The 16,724-nt window shown below is 60.1% G+C and carries 17 protein-coding genes; 8 read left to right on the plus strand and 9 right to left on the minus strand.

The features are described from left to right. The first annotated feature begins 34 nt into the window (after window positions 1–34). The 3 genes from glgC to ACP7B9_RS04885 are packed head-to-tail and all read left to right on the plus strand — an operon-like array spanning window position 35 to window position 3,947. Window positions 35–1,465 carry a glucose-1-phosphate adenylyltransferase gene (gene glgC, locus ACP7B9_RS04875; RefSeq protein WP_425861275.1) on the plus strand — a complete coding sequence of 477 codons (1,431 nt, stop codon included), beginning with the start codon at window positions 35–37 and terminating at the stop codon, window positions 1,463–1,465. After that, complete coding sequence (locus ACP7B9_RS04880) at window positions 1,462–2,901, plus strand: SDR family NAD(P)-dependent oxidoreductase (protein WP_425861277.1); 1,440 nt, start codon at window positions 1,462–1,464, stop codon at window positions 2,899–2,901. The genes glgC and ACP7B9_RS04880 overlap by 4 nt, the downstream gene beginning before the upstream one ends. Continuing rightward, window positions 2,895–3,947, plus strand: coding sequence for a YeiH family protein (locus tag ACP7B9_RS04885; RefSeq protein WP_425861279.1), 1,053 nt, complete (start codon window positions 2,895–2,897; stop codon window positions 3,945–3,947). Before ACP7B9_RS04880 ends, ACP7B9_RS04885 begins: the two co-directional genes overlap by 7 nt. Before the next feature lie 486 nt (window positions 3,948–4,433). Here ACP7B9_RS04885 and ACP7B9_RS04890 read toward each other — a convergent pair whose 3' ends face one another. Further along, window positions 4,434–4,874, minus strand: a complete 441-nt coding sequence (locus tag ACP7B9_RS04890) for a VOC family protein (protein WP_425861281.1) — start codon at window positions 4,872–4,874, stop codon at window positions 4,434–4,436. Window positions 4,875–4,987: 113 nt separating this feature from the next. Between ACP7B9_RS04890 and ACP7B9_RS04895 the strand changes: the two genes are divergently transcribed. Together ACP7B9_RS04895 and pepN are read left to right on the plus strand one after the other, a co-directional pair. Beyond that, the gene (locus ACP7B9_RS04895) at window positions 4,988–5,806 is read left to right on the plus strand and encodes a helix-turn-helix transcriptional regulator (RefSeq protein WP_425861283.1); all 819 of its coding nucleotides are present in this window, start codon (window positions 4,988–4,990) and stop codon (window positions 5,804–5,806) included. A gap of 12 nt (window positions 5,807–5,818) precedes the next feature. Next, entirely contained in the window at window positions 5,819–8,431 is a 2,613-nt protein-coding gene (gene pepN, locus ACP7B9_RS04900) for an aminopeptidase N (RefSeq protein WP_425861285.1), read from the plus strand. A gap of 154 nt (window positions 8,432–8,585) precedes the next feature. On the opposite strand, the gene ACP7B9_RS04905 is transcribed toward pepN, so the two are convergent. The 6 genes from ACP7B9_RS04905 to ACP7B9_RS04930 all read right to left on the minus strand — a co-directional run bounded on the left by ACP7B9_RS04905 (window position 8,586) and on the right by ACP7B9_RS04930 (window position 12,993). Next, a complete protein-coding gene (locus ACP7B9_RS04905; protein WP_425861287.1) occupies window positions 8,586–9,647 on the minus strand; it encodes a lipoate--protein ligase family protein in 1,062 nt (353 codons plus the stop codon). A 93-nt stretch (window positions 9,648–9,740) separates the two neighbouring features. Further along, a complete protein-coding gene (locus ACP7B9_RS04910) occupies window positions 9,741–9,995 on the minus strand; it encodes a type B 50S ribosomal protein L31 (RefSeq protein ID WP_110485175.1) in 255 nt (84 codons plus the stop codon). 137 nt (window positions 9,996–10,132) lie between these two features. Then, window positions 10,133–10,591, minus strand: coding sequence for a peroxiredoxin (locus tag ACP7B9_RS04915; RefSeq protein WP_425861289.1), 459 nt, complete (start codon window positions 10,589–10,591; stop codon window positions 10,133–10,135). Between the two features lie 15 nt (window positions 10,592–10,606). Beyond that, on the minus strand, window positions 10,607–11,416 hold the full coding sequence (locus ACP7B9_RS04920) for a TrmH family RNA methyltransferase (protein WP_425861291.1): 810 nt from the start codon (window positions 11,414–11,416) through the stop codon (window positions 10,607–10,609). Then, the gene (locus ACP7B9_RS04925; protein WP_425861293.1) at window positions 11,413–12,192 is read right to left on the minus strand and encodes a sulfite exporter TauE/SafE family protein; all 780 of its coding nucleotides are present in this window, start codon (window positions 12,190–12,192) and stop codon (window positions 11,413–11,415) included. The genes ACP7B9_RS04920 and ACP7B9_RS04925 overlap by 4 nt, the downstream gene beginning before the upstream one ends. Window positions 12,193–12,207: 15 nt before the next feature. Beyond that, on the minus strand, window positions 12,208–12,993 hold the full coding sequence (locus tag ACP7B9_RS04930) for an ABC transporter ATP-binding protein (RefSeq protein ID WP_425861295.1): 786 nt from the start codon (window positions 12,991–12,993) through the stop codon (window positions 12,208–12,210). Between the two features lie 114 nt (window positions 12,994–13,107). Here ACP7B9_RS04930 and serB point away from each other — a divergent pair, with 114 nt between their 5' ends. Continuing rightward, on the plus strand, window positions 13,108–14,031 hold the full coding sequence (gene serB, locus ACP7B9_RS04935) for a phosphoserine phosphatase SerB (protein ID WP_425861296.1): 924 nt from the start codon (window positions 13,108–13,110) through the stop codon (window positions 14,029–14,031). A gap of 134 nt (window positions 14,032–14,165) precedes the next feature. Here the strand turns inward: serB and ACP7B9_RS04940 are convergent, their stop codons facing one another. Together ACP7B9_RS04940 and fabG are read right to left on the minus strand one after the other, a co-directional pair. Continuing rightward, window positions 14,166–14,906 carry an SDR family oxidoreductase gene (locus tag ACP7B9_RS04940; protein WP_425861298.1) on the minus strand — a complete coding sequence of 247 codons (741 nt, stop codon included), beginning with the start codon at window positions 14,904–14,906 and terminating at the stop codon, window positions 14,166–14,168. Between the two features lie 150 nt (window positions 14,907–15,056). Then, window positions 15,057–15,791 (minus strand): 3-oxoacyl-[acyl-carrier-protein] reductase, encoded by a 735-nt coding sequence (gene fabG / locus ACP7B9_RS04945; RefSeq protein ID WP_425861300.1) that lies wholly within the window; start codon window positions 15,789–15,791, stop codon window positions 15,057–15,059. 161 nt (window positions 15,792–15,952) lie between these two features. On the opposite strand from fabG, the gene ACP7B9_RS04950 reads away from it, so the two are divergent. Together ACP7B9_RS04950 and ACP7B9_RS04955 are read left to right on the plus strand one after the other, a co-directional pair. Then, complete coding sequence (locus tag ACP7B9_RS04950; RefSeq protein WP_425861301.1) at window positions 15,953–16,474, plus strand: DUF3099 domain-containing protein; 522 nt, start codon at window positions 15,953–15,955, stop codon at window positions 16,472–16,474. Continuing rightward, on the plus strand, window positions 16,461–16,724 hold the full coding sequence (locus ACP7B9_RS04955) for a hypothetical protein (RefSeq protein ID WP_425861303.1): 264 nt from the start codon (window positions 16,461–16,463) through the stop codon (window positions 16,722–16,724). The genes ACP7B9_RS04950 and ACP7B9_RS04955 overlap by 14 nt, the downstream gene beginning before the upstream one ends.

Below are 16,724 nucleotides of genomic sequence, written 5' to 3' on the forward strand. Positions count from 1 at the left end.
GAAGTGCCTATATCAAGCTGTCGGAGGTTAGACCATGTCAGTAAAGAAAGTTCTGGCAATCGTATTAGCAGGCGGTGAGGGTAAGCGATTGATGCCCTTGACAGCAGACCGCGCAAAACCAGCCGTGCCCTTCGCAGGTTTTCGGTTGGTTGATTTCGCCTTGTCTAATTTGGCAAATTCAGGTTATTTGAAGATTGTGGTGCTGACTCAATACAAGTCCCACAGTTTGGACCGTCACATCTCTGAGACGTGGCGAATGTCAACGCAGTTGGGAAACTACGTTGCTTCCGTGCCCGCACAGCAGCGGCGAGGCAAGAGCTGGTTCCTCGGCAGTGCAAATGCCATCTACCAGTCCATGAACCTCATTGTGGATGCCGAACCTGACATTGTTGTTGTGGTCGGCGCGGACCATGTGTACCGTATGGACTTCGAGCAGATGGTGCAAAGCCACATCAATTCAGGCGCCCGCGCCACGGTCGCCGCCGTGCGTCAGCCGTTGGAGATGGCTGACCAGTTTGGCGTCATCGAGGTCGACGGTGATGAAATTCCGGGAGCCATCGGAGCGCACAAGATTTCCGCCTTCGTCGAGAAACCCGAATCGACACCCGGTTTGCCCGACGCTCCGGATCAGTTCCTTGCGTCAATGGGTAACTATGTTTTCGACGCTGACGCCCTCGTGGAGGCGCTCGAAATGGATGCAGTCAAGGAAGACACCAAGAACGACATGGGCGGGGACATCATCCCCTACTTCGTAAACCGCGATGAGGCCTACGTCTACGATTTCTCCACGAACGACATCCCTGATGCAACAGACCGGGACCGCAACTACTGGCGCGACGTCGGAACGATCGATTCGTACTACGACGCCCACATGGACCTGATTTCGCCCGTGCCAGTCTTCAACCTGTACAACAGGGCTTGGCCGATCTTCACTCGGGGCACCACGTCCCCACCGGCAAAGTTCGTTCGAGGTGAGCACAACTCCGTTGGAGCAGCGCTCGATTCCATCGTCGCCCCAGGCGTCGTGGTTTCCGGAGGTGTTGTGGAAAACTCAGTGCTTTCCAACGACGTCTACGTCGCCACCGGTGCCCGCGTCCAGGATTCGGTACTCATGGATAAAGTCAGCATTGGTGCTGGCGCCGTGGTGCGCCGCGCAATCATTGACAAAAACGTCAAGATTCCGGCTGGCGCAACCGTTGGAATCGATCCCGCATTGGACTTGGCCCGCGGCTTTGCCGTGACGGAGTCCGGCTTGACAGTGTTGAGCAAGGGTCAAATTGTGCCGGTCCCGGATGCGGCCGAACGGGCCTTGTCCTTGGCGGCCGCTGCCGAGCTCCCGGAAGCCCTTTCACTGGCTGTCGCCCAAGCCAATCTTGATCAAGAAATCATCGATCAGGTCGTGGAAAACCAGGTCACTGCCATTGGGTCGGCGGTGTCCGCGGAAGAGGCTAAAATTGTGGGGTGACTGCCCCTGACTTAACCCCCGAAGAAATCCAAAATTGCATCAAAGTTTTGGAAAGCATCCATGTCTATGACGAAGAGCATCCTGACTATGTCCTGGTCCGCCGGGCTACAGGAAAGATGTTCAAGGCAGTAAAGCGATACCGTCGCAATGTAAAGCGCGACGCTATCAATGACGCTGACAAGGCCGTTATTGCAAAAACCGCAACGGCGGCACCTGATCGTATAGACGATGAAACTCGGGGCAACAAGCTCAAGCCGTCAACCACAGGCGCTACGGCGGGAACGCTTCTGCGTTCCCGCCCCTGCTACATCTGCAAGCAGCACTACACGCAGGTGGATTCGTTTTACCACCAGCTGTGCCCGGAGTGCGCCGCGTTCAACCATTCCAAGCGAGATGCCCGCACGGATCTGACCGGCAAACGCGCTTTGCTGACTGGTGGACGTGCCAAGATCGGCATGTACATCGCGCTGCGGTTGTTGCGCGATGGGGCACATACCACCATAACCACGCGCTTCCCGAAGGATGCCGCCCGCCGTTTCGCGGCCATGGAAGACAGCAGCGAATGGCTTCACCGGCTACGGATCGTCGGCATCGACCTTCGCGACCCCACTCAGGTGGTGGCACTGACCGACTCACTGATTGAGGCCGGTCCCATCGACATCATCATCAACAACGCCGCCCAGACGGTTCGCCGTTCCGGCAACGCCTACAAGCCGCTGGTTGACGCCGAGCTTGAAGAGCTACCCACGGACTCCCCCATGCCTGAGCTGGTTACTTTTGGCCACGCCCATGACAAGCACCCGCTGGCCCTGGCAACCCAGATGATGGACAAGCCTCAACTTGCGGGCGACGAAATCGCAGCCTTGGCCCTCTCAATGGGCTCCGCATCGCTGGAACGCATCGAGGCCGGAACTGCCATTGACGCCGGCGGCTTGGTCCCAGATCAGGCCACGATCAACAGCTGGACTCAGGTCGTCGACCAGGTTGATCCGTTGGAAATGCTGGAAGTCCAGCTCTGCAACGTCACAGCCCCGTTCCTGCTCGTCTCTCGACTGCGCCCGGCCATGAAGGCATCGGAGGCGAACCGCAAGTACATCGTGAACGTCTCCGCTATGGAAGGCCAGTTCTCCCGCGCATATAAGGGTCCAGGTCACCCCCACACCAACATGGCCAAGGCTGCATTGAACATGCTCACCCGCACCAGTGCCCAGGAAATGCTGGACGAAGACGGCATCCTCATGACGGCCGTGGACACCGGCTGGATCACTGACGAACGCCCGCACTTCACCAAGGTGCGCTTGGCCGAGGAGGGCTTCCACGCTCCTCTGGACTTGGTCGACGGCGCGGCCAGGGTTTACGATCCGATCATCATGGGCGAGTCCGGCGTGGACCAGTATGGGGTCTTCCTCAAGGACTACAAACCCAGTCCGTGGTAACGCCCGACGGCGTCAGCTCCACCTTTGGTGCAAGGGCGCGTCCCCTCGTGCCCGGCCTCGCCGCAGCACTGGCCGCGGTTGTCGTCTCGCTTCTGGTGCACACCCTGGTGCCAATCCTGCCTGCGATGACGGTCGCCGTCGTCCTGGGAATTGCGGCCGTGAATCTGCCCGGCACCTCGGCATTGTGCCAAGGTCTATGGCGGGCCGGGCTGAACTTTGCTGGCAAACACCTCATGCGCGTGGGCATCGTTTTCCTCGGCCTAAAACTGAGCCTTGGCGACATCGTTGATCTGGGCTGGCTGAGCGTCGGCCTTGTGGTTGCCGTGGTTCTGCTCAGCTTCGCAGGCACCTATGCGTTGGGCAAGCTGTTCAGGCTCGACGGCGACACTCCCCTGTTGATTGCCACCGGCTTTTCGATCTGCGGCGCATCCGCCATTGGTGCGATGGCGGCAGTGAAGGGGACCAAGCACGAAGACACTGTCTTGCCCGTTGCCCTCGTGACCTTGTGTGGGACACTCGCGATTGGCATCCTGCCACTGCTGATGACACCACTAGGGCTTTCTCCGCTGCAGTTTGGCCAGTGGGTAGGCGCAGGCGTCCATGACGTAGGCCAAGTGGTTGCCACCGCCCAGACGGCTGGCGCGGTTGCCCTGAGTGCCGCGGTCGTGGTCAAGCTGACTCGCGTATTGCTGCTGGCGCCCATTGTGGGAGTTGCCGGAGCCATCGAACGCAAACGCCACGCTCGTAGCCAAAAACTCAGTTCCGTTGCCACCTCGACGAAATTTCCTCCTGTGATTCCACTTTTCGTCATCGGATTCCTTGTCCTTGCTGCGCTGCGCAGCACCGGCTGGCTACCGGAAAGTGCCATCGAAGGTGGAGCACTGATTCAGGACATTGCCTTGGGTGCTGCTCTCTTTGGGCTGGGCTCAAGCGTGCAGGTGCGTGAACTGCTTGAGACCGGCCTGCGTGCAACCGTCATGGCCTTGTGCTCCTGGGCGCTCATTGCCACGTTGGCATTTGGCGCCGTGCATCTGATGGCCGGCTAACGGCACGCTAAATCCGAAGCGGTCCCACGGTGCCGAAGCTTCTGCCGTCGCGGCATGGCAGGATCGAGCCACGGTTGAGATCCGACGGCTGCGTCGCGGCGACGAGACCGTGGCTACCCAGATGATGGCGACGGCATCGCAGCCGGGCTCATACACAAACAACGCACCGCCGCGGCGTCAGTAGGAATCCATGAGGTATTCGTCCTGGCAGACAATGCAGATGCGGGGGCGCTGGCGTTCTACAGCGCACAGGGTGCCATCCATTCGCCGGTCACCCACTTCACATTGGCCGTCAGGCGCGCCTCTCATCGAAACCCCGACATTCCCTGATCGAAGCACAGTGTTAGCTCAGCTGCTTCGACAAATGTCGGAAGCATAATGTCCGCATGCAATCGCCAACTCGCACCCATACCTCGGTCCGCTTGTCATAGTTGTCGGCCAATCATGAGGCCTTTCCCGCTGTGTCAGCGAATTCCAGCACAACCACTAGGCAGTCTTCGCGGCCGCAAGTACCTCGAGATAGTGGGGGTTGGTCATGATTCCCAGAATGTTCCCGAACGGATCGACCACAGATGCTGTGACGAAGCCGGTGTCACCGCGCGCCGTGATGGGTGCATGCTCTGCTGCCCCCATGGATAGCAGTCGATCCACGGTCCCGGCAAGATCGTCGACATGCCAGTACATGACTGCCCCGGCCGCCCCAGTAACCGCCGAATGATTTGCCGCTGGCGTGGGTCTGTAGCGGCTGTCGACGATGCCCAACTCGTGCAGATAGTCGCCAATGCGGAACTCGACGTAAGCCGGTGCCCCATCCGGCCCTGGCCTCTCGAAGTAGGGCTCGATACCCAGGAACTGTGAGTACCAGACGGCTGCCGCCGCCACGTCGTCTGCCCAAAAATTGAGTGTGCTGAATCCTCGCAAGCTCATGCCGGTTCCTTATCTCAAGTGTGGACGCGATCTAAGGTGTGCTCGCACCCTTTGATCAGCGTATTCTCAATTGCGGAAGGCCCGGTTCCTCAATAGCTGGAAGACCTCGGAATATGTTGGACACCTCAGTTCGTCTACTTCGTTTGCTCTCGCTCCTACAAGTGCGCCGCGACTGGTCCGGGGCAGACCTCGCCATTCGGTTGGAGGTCACTACCAGGACAGTGCGCAATGACATCGGACGTCTGCGTATCCTGGGCTACAAGGTGCACTCCAGCGCCGGAGTCGCTGGAGGCTATCGTCTCGCGTCAGGTTCGGTTTTGCCGCCGTTGCTACTTGATGATGAGGAAGCTATCGCCGTGGCAGTCAGCCTTGCCGCCGCGGCATCCGGCTCCGTTACAGGGATTGAAGAAGTATCGCTGCGGGCGATGGCCAAGCTTGAACAAACTCTTCCCACACGTCTGCGACACCGCGTCGACGCCCTTCGGCTGACCACCGTTTCGGCGACCGAACGCGGCCCCACCGTTGATGCGGGGATACTCACGATCATTGCCGGCACCTGCCTTGACCACCAGCAATTACGTTTCGACTATCTGATCCGAGATGGCACGGCCAGCGAACGCCATGCTGATCCTCACCGACTCGTCTATACCGGCCGCCGCTGGTATTTGCTCGCGTGGGATCGCGATCGTGAAGACTGGCGTACCTTCCGCGCCGATAGAATCACTACCCCCTTAGCTACTGGCACCACGTTCACGCCGCGCGATCCACCAGAGTTGCGTACTCTGCTGCGTGAGCTTGCCGACCGCTACGCCGCTGCCGCCGACGAATCGCCTATACGCGCCCGCAAAAATGTCCCGTTCACGGGCGACGGGACGCCTCCGGCAGCCTCCCTTGCGACGGACGCTGGGACGGACGTTCGGACGGAACCATGATTGAATAAAATGATGGCCAACTTTAATCTTTTACGCAGCGAAGCCGCAGCCCGAAAAGCCAGTGTCAGTGTCCACCACTACGACGTCGAACTGGATCTAAGCCAGGCCGCCGACCTGTCCGTGCCTGGTTTTTCCAGCCGCACCACCATCAAATTTTCGGCCTCCGGCACGGCCGGGACCTTTCTAGACTTCATCGGCCTCAGCGTAGAGTCGGTTGAACACAACGGCAAGCAGCTAAACGTCGACGACGTCGTCGATGCACAGCGAATCAAGCTGCCGGAACTGGCCGCGGACAACGAAGTGGTTGTTTGCGCCACAGCCGCATATTCCAGCAGCGGCGAGGGCCTGCACCGCTTCGTGGATCCGGCGGACGGCCAAACGTACACCTACACACAGTACGAACCTGCCGACGCCCGCCGCGTCTTCGCCAACTTCGAGCAGCCTGACCTGAAGGCGCCCTATACCTTCCACGTCACGGCCCCGAGCGGCTGGGAGGTTGCCTCCAACCAGTCAGTGGACGGGAAGACTACCGCAGCCGGCGCAACCCGTTGGGACTTCGCAACAACGCTGCCTATCTCCACCTACATTACGACTGTCCTTGCGGGACCGTACTTCAAGGCGGAGGATCACTTCTCCATGACTTTCGGCCCCGAGAGCAAACATCAGGGCGAATCGCTGGAGATCCCGTTGGCCGCCTACTGCCGCGCGTCGCTGTCGCCGCATTTCGATGCTGATGAGATCTTCAAGGTCACCAAGGCGGGGCTGAAGTACTTCAACGAGCTCTTTGATTTCCCGTATCCGTTCGGTAAATACGATCAGGCTTTTGTCCCCGAGTACAACTTGGGCGCCATGGAAAACCCGGGCTTGGTGACGTTCACGGAGGCCTACATCCATGCCTCCCGCGCCACCGACTCCGCGTACCAGAAGCGCGCCAACACGATCATGCACGAGATGGCGCACATGTGGTTTGGCGACCTCGTGACCATGGGCTGGTGGGATGATTTGTGGCTCAAGGAATCGTTCGCCGATTTCATGGGGCATTTGGCCGTCGCGGAAGCCACCGCGTGGGGTCCCAAGTCCTGGACTATGTTCGCCAGCCGCCGCAAGGCATGGGCTTACACGCAGGACCAGCTGCCCACCACGCATCCCATCACGGCGGACATTCCCGACCTCGAAGCCGCCAAGGCCAACTTTGACGGCATCACCTACGCCAAGGGCGCCTCGGTCCTCAAGCAGTTGGTGGCATACGTGGGCAAGGAGGCATTTTTTGCTGGAGCCCGCGAGTATTTCGTGGATCATCAGTACGCCAACACCACGCTCAATGATCTGTTGACTCCCCTGAGCGCCGCATCCGGCCGCGATCTGGGCGATTGGGCACAGAAGTGGCTGCAAACCTCTGGCATGTCCACGCTGGCTCCGCGCCTCGAGACGGCTAATGGCAAGATCACCTCCCTCGCTATCACCCAGGACGCGGTAGATCCCGTCACTGGCTTGGCGGCTTTGCGCCCCCATCGTTTGGCCGTCGGCTTCTTCACGAACGACGCCGGAACCCTTGTTCGCACTCACTCGATCACTGTGGATGTGGCTGGGTCCGTGACGGACGTGCCCGGAGCCGTGGGCCTTCCCGCCCCGGATCTGGTGCTCGTCAATGACCAGGACCTCAGTTACGCCAAGGTCAGGTTCGACGACGATTCCCTCGCGGCTGCCTTAGCCTCCGTGGGAACCATTTCCGATCCCCTCTCACGTTCCCTCGTGTGGTCCGTCCTGTGGAACGCCACGCGTGACGCTCTCCTGCCTGCGGAACTGTACCTGACCGCCGTCGTACAGCATGCTGGCGGCGAGAGTGACATCAGCCTGCTGCAAACCCTCGCGGACAATGCCATTCACGCACTTGGCGCGTACTGCCCCGCCGGGACGCGAGCCACAGTACGCGAAGAACTCATTTCCGGGTTCGCACAGCATCTTGGCAAGGCGGCGCCCACCAGCGACGAACAGCTCGTCTGGGCGCACGCTCTTGCTGTTGTGGGCCGCGGCAGCGATTCCCAGGTGGAGAGTAGCCGCGCCCTTCTCGCGGGGACGAAGGTTCCCCTGGGTCTCAGCGTCGATGGCGATCTGCGCTGGCTCTTGTGGCAGCAGTTGGCAGCCCGCGGCGTGGCCACGATGGAAGAGTTGGATGCCGAACTAGCGGCAAACACCACCGCCGAATTCCGCGCAAGCCATCTCACCGCCGTGGCAGCCTTGCCGGAATCCGAGCTCAAGGCGCTGCGCTGGCACGAAGCAGTTGAAGAGAATGCAGTCAGTAATCAACTGCTCAGCGCTACGATCACCGGCTTCATGATGGCTGGCCATGAGCTCCTGGATCCTTATGTGGAGCCGTACTTCCAGGCCATTGAAAAGATTTGGACCGAACGCAGCCTGGAAATTGCTGGCCGAATTGTGGGAGGCCTGTTCCCGGGCCAGCAAGATCTGCTTCCGGGCACTCTGCCCGAGCAGCACCCCGTGGTCCTGCGCACGGATAGATGGCTCGCCGAGCACGCGACGGCAGCCAATGGCTTGCGCCGGATCGTGCTGGAACAACGCGATCAGCTGCTTCGCGCCCTCAAGGCACAGGCCCTGCAGCGCTGAGCCTGCAGCCCTAGGAAACTCCTGCGCTAGGAATCTGCTGCGGCGATCTTGTGGCGGCAATCCTGCTCGACGGCACCCGCATGGGTGCCGTCGAGCTACTTTGTTGAAGCCGATGCCGTGGCCCGTGGGTCTTGGGCCGTGGGTCTTGAAGCCCTTAGGGAACGCGGTGCAGCCATTCCTCCGTGCCGAACTTGCTCTCAACCCGGCGCTGAGCCTCGGCCAGTTCCTCTTCCGTGAGGACCGCCGGGCGGGTGTCATAGCGGTCTGCGAACGTCTGGGACATCCGCTCAACGATCTCCGCACGGCTCATACCGCTCTGCCGGCGCAAGGGATCCACGCGCTTCTTAGCGGAGCGGGTGCCCTTGTCTGAGAGTTTTTCCTTGCCAATGCGCAAGACCTCCACCATTTTGTCGGCGTCGATGTCATAGCTCATGGTCACGTGGTGGAGCAGTCCGCCCTTGCCGAATCGCTTTTGGGCGGCTCCGCCGATCTTGCCTTTGTCCGTGGCAATGTCGTTGAGGGGAACGTAGAACGCTTCGATGCCCATGGATTCCAGGGCTGCCATGACCCAGGTGTCAAGGAATTTGTAGGAGTCTTCAAAGCTGAGACCGTCTACGAGTGTTTGCGGCACGTACAGCGAGTAGGTGATGCAGTTTCCGGCCTCCATAAACATGGCGCCACCCCCGGTGATCCGGCGGACAACGTTCACGCCATACTTTTGAACGCCTGCTGGATCCAGCTCGTTGCGAACGGACTGGAAACTGCCGATAACGACCGAGCGCTCGTCCCAGTCCCAAAAACGCAGCGTGGGATTGCGGAGCCCCGCACTCACTTCCTCCGCCAAGACCTCGTCCAAAGCGACATTGACGGCCGTGGGGAGAATTGTGGGCGCGATGATGTCCCACTTGTGGTCAACCCAGCTGGTAGCCCGCGTCAGGGCACGACGCACGGCGATGGAAACAGCCTGTGCCGAGAAGCCAAACAACACCACGTCCGACGAGAGCGCCGCGGTCACGGCAGCAGCGATCTCTGCACCGGGAAGATCGGCGGAGAGGCCGTTCAGGGCCGCGTTAATGTCATCCAGAGCCTCGTCCGGTTCGAGGAAGAAGTCACCGCTAACCCGCACATCGGACAGCTTGCCCTCGGTGATGGAGCAGTCCACCACGACGAGTTTTCCGCCGTGGACCTTGTATTCGCCATGCAATGAATCAGTCATAAGAATTAGTCTTTCAGAAGCCACGGGGATATAAAAACAGGGCCCGCACCAATCGGTGCGAACCCTGTTTTTAGAAAGCGTTGGAAAGAAGTATTACTTCTTGCCGAAGCCAGCGAAGCGAGCGTTGAAGCGCTCGACGCGGCCGGCGCTGTCCATGATGCGCTGCTTGCCCGTGTAGAACGGGTGTGACTCCGAGGAGATTTCCACGTCGATGACGGGGTAGGTGTTGCCATCTTCCCATTCAATGGTCTTCGTGGACGTCGCGGTGGAGCGCGTCAGGAACTTGGTGTCGGAAGCCAGATCGTTGAAAACGATTGCTTCGTACTTCGGGTGAGCGTTCTGCTTCACTTTAAACCTCAGAGTGTTATCGTCTGGTTTTTGCCAGACTGACGAATGTAATGGTCACTAGGACCAGCTAGAAACTTTACCGTCTCGCGCCCATTTCGCCAAGCCGCGCCACGATTCGCCCTTCACTCAGGGTTTCATCAGGCTAAAGTTTTCAGCGCCTCGAGTGCCTGATCGGCGTGCAGATCCATATTTGTCTCGCTCGAGACGGAGAATCGCAGGATTAAGTCCTTGTCCACGATGAAGGTGGCACGTTTGATGGGGAGTGATTTTGCCAACAAACGACGCCGGACCCCAAACAAATCTGCCACCTCACCTTGCCGGTCACTCAGGAGTGGGTAGCTCAGTGAGTTTTTGTTCGCAAACTCAAGTTGCTTAGCTTCCCCGTCGGTGCTGATGCCCACAATCGAAGCTCCAGCGGCCGCGAATTCGCCCTGCAGATCACGGAAATGGCAGGCCTCCTTGGTGCACCCGCCGCTGCCGGCCAAAGGATAGAAGAAAATCACCAAGGGTCCGTTGGCCGTCATTTCTGCAAGCGAACGCAGCTGCCCATGTTGGTCGGGCAAAGTGAAATCAGGAACTCTCTCATCAAGTTTCATTGATCCAGCCTAGCGTTACTCCGGGGTAACTGCCGTGGCGAAGAAGGCCACGGCGCTGGCAGCTGCAACATTGAGTGAGTCCACGCCGGCCTTCATGGGGATCATGACGGCGTGATCGGCCTGGGCCAGAGTCCGGGTCTTGAGCCCGTCGCCCTCGGTGCCAAGGATCAGGGCCAGCTTTTCATCGTTACGAGCCGCGAGTTGCTGGATAGTCAACGAGTCGGGCACTAGGGCGAGGGCCGCCGTCGTAAATCCAGCGTCGCGGAGCAGATCCATACCGGCTGGCCATTCAGGCAGGCGCGCCCACGGGACCTGGAACACGGTTCCCATGCTGACGCGGATGCTGCGCCGGTACAACGGGTCGGCGCAGCGCGGGGTCACGAGGACCGCATCGACGCCAAGGGCCGCCGCGGATCGGAAGATCGCGCCAATGTTAGTGTGATCAACAATGTCCTCCAGCACCGCGATTCGGCGGGCACCGGCCAAAAGTGTGGTGATGTCTAAAGGAGCGGGGCGGTGCATGGCTGCCATGGCGCCGCGGTGCAGATTGAACCCGGTAATTTCTTCCAATATTTCGGCGGTTCCCACATAGGTGGGAATGTCCTCGTGATCGGCCAGTACGCTCGCCAGATCAGGCAGCCAGCGCTCCGTCATGAAGAACGATCGCGGCCGGTGCCCTGCAGCCAGGGCACGGCGGATCACCTTAAGGCTCTCGGCAATGAACAAGCCTTCGGCCGGCTCCTTGACCTTACGCAACTGCACATCGGTCAAGGACAGGTAGTCGCTGACGCGAGGATCCGTCGCGTCGTCAATATGGATGATCATGGTGACACCAATTTCTGAATCATGAAGAAGAGAGCTACCAGGCCAAGCACCACAATGACCGTGCGCAGAACCACGGGCGGCAGCTTACGGCCAATGCGCGCACCGACGATGCCACCAATGAGCGAGCTGACGGCGATCAGGCCCACAACACTCCAGATGATCTTCGCGGGGGCAAAAAGTAGGTAGGAAATGGCCGCAACCACGTTCACCGTTAGGGACAGGACGTTTTTGACGGCGTTGGAGTTTTGCAGTGTGCCGCGCATGTAGATTCCAAGAATGGCTACCAGCAATACGCCCTGGGCTGCCACGAAATAGCCACCATAGACGCCTGCCAAATACACCAGGAGCATCATGATCAGGTCATGGGAGCGGGCCGACGGTGCGCTTTCACGACGCTTCTTGATAGCCGCCTGCAGCCGCGGTTGGAAGATGACCAGGGCAAGCGCCAGGACTATCAATACGGGCGCAACGAGGTGGAATACTTCCTCGGGCAGGTGGAGCAGGAGGAAGGCCCCGGTGATTCCGCCCAAGAGGGAGGCCGGCATCAGCCGGGCCAGGTTGTGGCCCATGCCCCGAAGTTCCCGCCGGTACCCCCAAGTGCCGGAGACTCCCCCGGCAATCAATCCCATGGCGTTGCTGACAACGGCCATGACAGGAGCAATGCCCAAGGCGATCAGGATCGGGAATGTGACTAACGTCCCGGAGCCCACCACGGTGTTGATAGTTCCGGCCCATAGGCCGCCGAGCAGGATGAAGAATGATTCAAGGACGTTCACGAGCGCGGCGGGATCCTAGTGACGTGCCGTTGCCGTGTAACGCCCGGCGGTGTTGGTGACATTCAGCGGCAGGCCAAAGGTTGCGCTGAGGTTCTCTTCGCTCAGGACCTCCGCGATCGGCCCCTGGGCAACCACGGCGCCGTCACGCAGCAGCAGCGCATGCGTGAACCCTGGCGGGATCTCTTCGAGGTGGTGCGTGACCAGAACAGTACTGGGAGCCATGGGGTCAGCAGCCAACTCGCTCAGTCGCTTGACCAGGCCTTCGCGCCCGGCAAGGTCAAGACCTGCGCCTGGCTCATCCAAGAGAAGAAGCTCGGGATCACTCATCAAGGCTCGGGCGATCTGCACACGCTTGCGTTCGCCATCGCTCAAGGAAGCGAATGCGCGGTTGAAGAACGTGGAAACGCCCCACTCCTCAAGCAGGCGGAAGGCGCGGCGTTCGTCGTCGCGCTCGTAAGCCTCACGCCAGCGGCCGGTGACACCGTAAGAAGCGGTGACGACCACGTTCAAAACTTTTTCGTGCTCTGGGATTTGATGGGCAAGGCTCGCAGATGCAACGCCGATGCGCGGGCGCAGTTCGAAGACGTCAACTGCCCCGAGGACTTCATCGAGGATCCCGGCAACACCACGCGTGGGGTGCATGCGGGCGCCCGCGATTTGCAGGAGGGTGCTCTTACCGGCGCCGTTAGGCCCCAGGATTACCCAGCGTTCGCCTTCAGCGACGCGCCAATCGACGTTATCCAACAGTGTTTTGGTGCCGCGGACCACGCTGACACCGGCCAATCCCAGAACTTCACTCATAACTACTGAGCCTATGACACGAGGGGCGGCCAGCGCTAACTGGGTAGGCCTGTGTCGGGCGGTGTTGAGCCACAATTCACTCCCCAAGGGGCGGTAATGGATAGAATCTATGGCATGCCCTCCACATTCACAGCAGTCAGCTATGCCAAGACGCTCAGTCCCGTCGCCCTTGAAAAAGTTCGTATGGTGCTGTCGGAACACGGCTATACGATCGCATCCGAACGCAGCGAGAGCCATCCCGGATTTGAAGCTTTGATCCTTGAACTCGGCTCACTCAATCCCTCGGGGCCCACGAACGCACAGGGCGCTGCCCGCCTGAGTAGGTTGCGGGCCGCACTTGCGGAGGCTGGCGCGGACGAGCTGAGCACCGCCGTCGTCCCTGACTCGCTGCGCAATGCGAAACGTAAGTTCATCATCATGGATGTCGATTCCACGCTCATCCAACAGGAAGTCATCGAACTGCTTGCGGCGCATGCAGGCACCGAAGCCGAGGTCGCCAAGGTCACTGAGGCCGCTATGCGCGGCGAATTGGATTTTGCGGAGAGCCTGCACCATCGTGTCGCTACGCTGGCGGGGCTGCCCGAGAGCGTACTTGCCGAGGTTGGCGCCAAGATCAAATTATCTGTCGGTGCCGAGCGGCTCGTGGCACAGGCGAAGGCTGCCGGTCATGTGGTGGCCGCGGTGTCCGGTGGGTTCTCGCAAATTCTTGCCCCGTTGGCCGAACGCCTTGGCTTGGATTACGCCATGGCCAACGACCTTGAAATCATTGATGGCCACCTGACCGGAAAAGTATCCGGAGCTGTTGTGGACCGTGCAGCCAAGGCCTCACAGCTGCTTCTCTGGAGCGCGGAGTCCGGCATTGCACAGAAGGCCACCATGGCCATCGGCGACGGCGCCAACGATCTCGACATGATGGCAGCCGCAGCTCTTGGCGTCGCGTTCAATGCCAAGCCGGCCGTCCGTGCGGCTGCAGATGCGCAGATCAACCTGCCCAACCTCGACGTGGCACTGGCATTGGCTGGCATTCCAGGTTCCTAGGGTTCTCAGGTCATAGGCTCCTCAGGTCATAGGCTCCTCAGTTCCAAAGGGCATAAAAGAGCCCGTTACCTTCTCCGCAAATGCGGGCGGGGAAACGGGCTCTTTTTTTGGGCGTTTTCGCACCCGGCTGCGGCCTACTTGAAGTAGTCGGCTCCGCCAACATATTCGGTGTGCCCGGAGGGGACATCTGCCGTGGCCATCTTGGCGATTTCAGCAGCAAATTCAGCTACAGAGTAGAGGCGGCCGGCCTCGACGCGGCGGGCCTCGATGGCGCCCGGGTTGGCCCGGTCAAGCAAGGTAGCCGTGACGGTGCCCTCGATCATGTCGCCGGAAACAACCACAAGGGAGATGTCCTCGAGCGCCAGGTTCGGGATCAAGGCACGCAGTGCATCCTCGCCGGCGCGCTTGCTCTTGGCGACGGGCTCGTACTCGGGCATGGTGGGCACGGTTTCAATGAAATGTGCTTGGTGGCTGGTGACGAAGACCACGCGTGAGCCGGCCGGAAGGACCGGCATCGCTGCGTTGAGGAGGTTGACCTGGGCGTCGCGGTTGAGCTGCAGAGCATAGTTCTCGGCCATGCCGGATTCCATTCCACCAGAGGCGTTCAGGACAACCAGGTCAAGGGATCCGAAGTTTTCCAGGGCAGCGCTGACCAGGGCCTGCACGCCTTCCTGGGTCGTCAGGTCTGCGCCCACGGCTACTGCGCGGCCACCGGCTTCGACGATCTGAGCCACAACCTTGTTGGCGCGGGGCGCCTTCTGGCGGTAGTTGACCACCACGGCTGCGCCTTCGGCAGCGAGGTACTTAGCTACATCGGCGCCTACTCCGCGTGAAGAGCCGGTGACAATGGCTGTCTTTCCGTCAAGCTTTCCCATAAAAATATCCTTAGTTTCAACGATTAATTCAGTAATCAAGGCAGCCTCAGCCGCGTGCGGAGCTCTTTAGGCATCATATCCGCGCGGAACCGTACCGCCCGGTACGCCTCCCCAAAGTCCGGGCTGTGAAGCTTCCGGCTCCGGATGGTCTTAGTGGCCCATGCCCAAGCCGCCATCAACAGGGATGACAGCGCCGGAGATGTAGGAGGCTTCATCGCTGGAAATCCAGCGGACAACGTTGGCTACCTCTTCAGCGGAGGCAAAGCGAGCTGCCGGAATCGTGGAGAGGTACTGCTTCTGTGTCTCCTCAGGCAGCTCAGCAGTCATGTCCGTGCTGATGAATCCGGGGGCAACCACATTGGCCGTGATGCCTCGTGAACCGAGCTCGCGCGTCAAGGATCGGGCGATGCCCACCAGCCCTGCCTTGGAGGCTGCGTAGTTGATCTGACCCGGCGAACCGTACAGCCCCACAACCGAGGAGATCAGCACCACGCGACCCTTGCGCTTGCGGATCATGCCCTTGGAGGCGCGCTTGATGACCCGGAAGGCGCCGGTCAGGTTTGTGTCGATGACGGACGTGAAGTCGTCCTCGCTCATGCGCATCAGCAGGGTGTCCTTGGTGATGCCAGCGTTAGCCACGAGAACCTCAACGGGACCGTGAGCCGCCTCAACCTCGGTAAAGGCCGCGTCGATGGACGCGGCATCCGTGACGTCGGCCTGAACGCCAAGAATTCCTTCGGGCAGCTCTGATGGGCTCCTGTAGGTCACGGCGACCTTGTCACCGTTGGCCAAAAAAGCCTTGGCAATAGCCAAACCGATGCCTCGGTTTCCGCCGGTGACCAAAACGCTGCGACCTTGGATCTCTTCGCCTGCCGGTGCACTCATGTATTCCTCCATAGAAATCAAACATAGAAAAAACTCATAAAACTGACACAGATAAATCAACTCTAGTAAAAGAATCCTACGGTGAAAGGCCCCACACCACACAGTTGACTTTTGGTTGTGTACCTCTGCAGTGACAGAATGGAGGTGTCCCTTGGAGTGTGATGAAAGAGCAATCAGCTACGCCGAAGTTCGGTGCCGCTCGGCGCAGCAAGTACCGTCAGCGCGCGTCCGCCGTCGAAGTTCCCACGATTACCAACGCAACCCCCGCGCACAGCGATGAGATGCGCCAGCGCATGATCAAGTACGCGGTGACCATGGGTATCCGCATGGTCTGCCTTGCTGCTATCTTCCTTTTTGATGGCTGGTACAGGCTAATTCCCGTGGTCGGTGCGGTGTTGCTGCCTTGGGTGGCCGTGGTCATCGCCAATGGCGCCGCCGACGTCAATCATCAAGAAACCGCTGAGCTGCTTGACGCCGCGCCACTCTATGAGGTCGCCGGCGGGGAGGCAGAGACGGACGACGACGAGGCCAACTCAGGCGAGATCCTCACCGGAGAAATCGTCCCCGACGAAGATGACATTTTCGAAGGCGCCGCCTCCCGGGAAGACTCAGCCTCCCAAGAAGACTCTGCGGGCGGCTCGACGCCAGACCCACAGGGACAGGAACACCATGAACATCTTTGACCTGCTGCCAGGTGCCGGGAATCCCACACCGGACCCTTCAACCGCAGCTGCTCCACCCATCTGCTCGCGCAAGGGCTGCCGCGAGGTGGCAACCACGCAGCTGTTGTGGAACAACCCTAAGATTCACACCCCCGAACGTCGCAAGACTTGGCTTGCCTGCTCCGAGCATGTGGCATGGCTTGAGGATTATCTGCAGAGCCGTTCCCTGTGGAAAGAAACGCTACCCATGAGCCCGAAGGATTCCGCGTAG

Origin of the sequence: Arthrobacter sp. TWP1-1, from assembly GCF_049897845.1 — a bacterium.
GTDB lineage: Bacteria > Actinomycetota > Actinomycetes > Actinomycetales > Micrococcaceae > Specibacter.

Coding starts and splice junctions, on each gene's coding strand:
- glgC (WP_425861275.1), top strand. CDS start 35: ATGTCAGTAAAGAAAGTTCTGGCAATCGTATTAGCAGGCGGTGAGGGT.
- ACP7B9_RS04940 (WP_425861298.1), bottom strand. CDS start 14,906: ATGGGAAAGCTTGACGGAAAGACAGCCATTGTCACCGGCTCTTCACGC.
- ACP7B9_RS04950 (WP_425861301.1), top strand. CDS start 15,953: ATGAAAGAGCAATCAGCTACGCCGAAGTTCGGTGCCGCTCGGCGCAGC.
- ACP7B9_RS04915 (WP_425861289.1), bottom strand. CDS start 10,591: ATGAAACTTGATGAGAGAGTTCCTGATTTCACTTTGCCCGACCAACAT.
- serB (WP_425861296.1), top strand. CDS start 13,108: ATGCCCTCCACATTCACAGCAGTCAGCTATGCCAAGACGCTCAGTCCC.
- ACP7B9_RS04905 (WP_425861287.1), bottom strand. CDS start 9,647: ATGACTGATTCATTGCATGGCGAATACAAGGTCCACGGCGGAAAACTC.
- fabG (WP_425861300.1), bottom strand. CDS start 15,791: ATGAGTGCACCGGCAGGCGAAGAGATCCAAGGTCGCAGCGTTTTGGTC.
- ACP7B9_RS04890 (WP_425861281.1), bottom strand. CDS start 4,874: ATGAGCTTGCGAGGATTCAGCACACTCAATTTTTGGGCAGACGACGTG.
- ACP7B9_RS04955 (WP_425861303.1), top strand. CDS start 16,461: ATGAACATCTTTGACCTGCTGCCAGGTGCCGGGAATCCCACACCGGAC.
- pepN (WP_425861285.1), top strand. CDS start 5,819: ATGGCCAACTTTAATCTTTTACGCAGCGAAGCCGCAGCCCGAAAAGCC.
- ACP7B9_RS04895 (WP_425861283.1), top strand. CDS start 4,988: ATGTTGGACACCTCAGTTCGTCTACTTCGTTTGCTCTCGCTCCTACAA.
- ACP7B9_RS04920 (WP_425861291.1), bottom strand. CDS start 11,416: ATGATCATCCATATTGACGACGCGACGGATCCTCGCGTCAGCGACTAC.
- ACP7B9_RS04930 (WP_425861295.1), bottom strand. CDS start 12,993: ATGAGTGAAGTTCTGGGATTGGCCGGTGTCAGCGTGGTCCGCGGCACC.